The 2,973-nt window shown below is 64.5% G+C and carries 3 protein-coding genes; 2 read left to right on the top strand and 1 reads right to left on the bottom strand.

What is annotated here, in order from left to right; translation table 11 throughout:
* The coding region (locus AC1DBQ_RS22710; protein WP_476930657.1) for an MFS transporter at nucleotides 1–1,267 on the top strand (1,267 nt) is incomplete at its 5' end.
* Nucleotides 1,268–1,289: 22 nt separating this feature from the next.
* On the opposite strand, the gene AC1DBQ_RS22705 is transcribed toward AC1DBQ_RS22710, so the two are convergent.
* Nucleotides 1,290–1,676 (bottom strand): MarR family winged helix-turn-helix transcriptional regulator, encoded by a 387-nt coding sequence (locus tag AC1DBQ_RS22705; RefSeq protein ID WP_476930656.1) that lies wholly within the window; start codon nucleotides 1,674–1,676, stop codon nucleotides 1,290–1,292.
* 192 nt (nucleotides 1,677–1,868) lie between these two features.
* Here AC1DBQ_RS22705 and lgt point away from each other — a divergent pair, with 192 nt between their 5' ends.
* Nucleotides 1,869–2,831 (top strand): prolipoprotein diacylglyceryl transferase, encoded by a 963-nt coding sequence (gene lgt, locus AC1DBQ_RS22700; RefSeq protein ID WP_476930658.1) that lies wholly within the window; start codon nucleotides 1,869–1,871, stop codon nucleotides 2,829–2,831.
* Nucleotides 2,832–2,973 lie beyond the last annotated feature (142 nt).

The raw sequence follows: 2,973 nt of genomic DNA, 5'->3' as shown, positions 1-2,973 counted from the left end.
GGACCAGGACAGGGTGACCGGGTTCGCGATCATCGGGGCGACCTCGGGCGCCGCCGTCGCACTGGGCCCCCTCATCGGCGGCTACGTCACAACGTACCTGAGCTGGAGGTATGTGTTCGTTGGCGAAGTCGTGGTGATGGCGGCCGTGGTCGCCCTTTCACGCCTTGTGCCCGACACCAGCCGCCCGCAAAGCATCAAAATCGATGGTGTCAGCGTCCTGCTCTCGGCGGCGRGCCTGACCCTGATCGTTTTCGCCATGCTCCAAAGCAAGACGTGGGGCTGGATTCTGCCCAAGCACTCGCCGGAGATCGGCGGCGTTCCGATCAATCCGCTGGGCCTGTCCCTGGTGCCCTACTTGATATTGGCCGGAGGATTCCTGCTGTGGGCTTTCTTTGCCCGGCAGGAAGCACTCATCCGGCGGGGGCGTCCCCCGCTGGTTCACGTCTCGATGTTGTCGATCAAGCAGCTGCGTTCCGGCTTGTCCGTCCTCGCCGCCCAATACATGATCACGGCGGGCCTGTTCTTTATGATTMCGGTGTATTTGCAGATGACGCTTGGACTCAACGCGCTCGAAACCGGCATCAAGATCTTTCCGCTCTCGGTTTCGCTGATTCTGTTCTCGGTTGTCGGCACCCGACTGACGGCCATCTGGTCACCGCGCCGCATCGTTCGGCTCGGGCAGCTCATCCTGGTGGCGAGCAGTTTCGTGTTGCTCGGATCGGTATCTCTGGACCTCCGGAGCGTGCTCTTTGCGGTCGGAATGTTCTTCGCGGGAGCCGCCCTGGGGCTGCTGGCATCCCAGATCGGCAACGTGACGATGTCGAGTGTCGGGGTCGAGCGGTCCAGTGAGATCGGCGGCCTCCAGGGGATCTTCCAGAACCTCGGCTCCTCGCTGGGAACGGCCCTCATCGGATCCGTCCTGATCGMGTCGCTCTCGAGCTCGTTCCTGGGTGCTGTGGACAGCAGCGACCTTCCAAGCAACGTGAAGGATMTCGTTGCCGCCCAAACGCAGGCCGGCGTCAACATTGTGCCCGTGTCCACCGTGGACGACATCGCGACGCAGGCGGGCCTTTCACCCGGCGACGCCGCCACGCTGACTACGCTTTACGCTGACTCGCAGGTGTCCTCGCTCAGGGCATCGATGGTGGCCCTGGTGTTCATCGGATCGCTTTCGCTGCTGTTCTCGAAGAACATCCCCACCGCACTGGTCCGGCGGAAGCCGACGGAGGAATCGGAGACTGATCCCGCGCCATCGGGCGCGGTGTGAGGTGCCCGTGAGGCTGTAGGGCTCACCTGGGCGGGGGCGGCACTGTTCCCGGGCTGCTGTCCCGGTTCTGCTCATCGGATTCCAGCAGGGCCGCGAGCGCGGCCAGGGCTGGGACGGCGTCTTCGATGGCTTTCTGATAGGTCGACGGCAAACGATTCAGGGCATGGCCGAGCCGGCGGTCATTGGCTGCCTGCCACGCGCTCAGCACCTCAGCGCCCTGAGGGGTCAGGCTCAGGCTCACGGACCGGCGATCGCCGGGACGGGCCAGGCGTTCCACGAGTCCGGTCGTMACCATTTGCTGGACCAGGTTGCTCACCGTGTTGGTTGCCAGGCGCTGACGAGCGGCAAGTCCGCTAACGCCCAGGCCCGGTTCGTCGGCCAGCCGCTGGAGGACTTCGACCTGGGCCATGGGCAGTGATTCCCAGGGAAACTCCTGCCGCACGCTCGAGCGCAGAACGCGGCGCAGACGTGTGATGGCGCCGGTCAATGACCACGCGGCGGTSCCGGCCGTCTCAGTTTTCTGAATTGATACTTCGGCCGTGTCCACGAGGTCAGCCTATCCCGATAATTCCCCCTATAGAATAGTTCTGTGACCGAACTAATGCCTGCCAGTGATTCCTTCATCCCTTCACCCACGGTCAGTGCCATTCATMTGGGCCCGCTGACCATCCACTTCTATGCCCTGTGCATCATGGCCGGCATCGCTGTGGCCATCTGGCTGGGATCCCGCCGCTGGGCGGCCCGCGGCGGCCACTCCGKGCAGGTTCTGGACATCTGTCTGTGGGCCGTRCCTGCAGGAATTGTCGGCGGCCGGATTTACCATGTCGTTACCGATCCCGAGCTGTACTTCGTTCCCGGCGCGAACCCCTGGAATGCGTTCGCCATCTGGGACGGCGGCCTGGGCATCTGGGGGGCGATTGCCTTGGGCTGCTTGGGGGCGTGGATCGGCTGCCGGAGGKCGAATGTGTCGCTCGTTGCCTTCCTGGATGCGGTGGCGCCGGGCGTGCTCTTTGCCCAGGCCCTGGGCCGCTGGGGGAACTGGTTCAACAACGAACTCTACGGGGACCCGACCATGCTGCCGTGGAAACTCCAGATCCACCAGATGGACTACGCCACCGGGTCCGCGCTCACCAACGCCTCCGGCGCTCCGGTCGTTCTCGGCTATTTCCAGCCCACATTCCTCTACGAGTCCCTCTKGTGCGTCGCGGTCGGCTTCCTGATCCTCTACCTGGACCGGCGATTCAGCCTCGGAGCCGGAAGCGTTTTCGCTCTCTACGTCGCRGGCTACACGGCCGGGCGGTTTGCCTTTGAKCTGATGCGCTCGGACTACGCCAACCTGATACTGGGGCTCAGGGTGAACACCTGGGTGGCGGCACTGATCTTCCTGGCAGGGTCCGCCGGATTCGTCATGCTCTTCCGCCGCGGTCGCTCGGTCGCCTTGCCGGATGGCGCCCGCACCGACGCGGACGCCGACGTCGACATCGACGTCGATCAACAACCGCCGTCTTCCGGCCCGCGGGCGAAACAAGAGAGCGCACCGAGGGAACACACTGATGCCAAGTAGGGACTCGCGATGGGGGAAGATCCTCTCCTTCCTTGGTGCCGGCGCACTTTGCGGCGTGCTGGTCGCGGGGCTCTTCCTCCCGGCCACCGCCATAGCGGGAACGGCAGTCAGCAATTCCGTCGGCATGTTTGACCGGCTGCCC

The sequence above is a fragment of the Arthrobacter sp. 10T413_2 genome (assembly GCF_056394205.1).
Note: the sequence above shows the minus strand (reverse complement) of the source record. Positions and strands in the feature narration are given on the sequence as shown.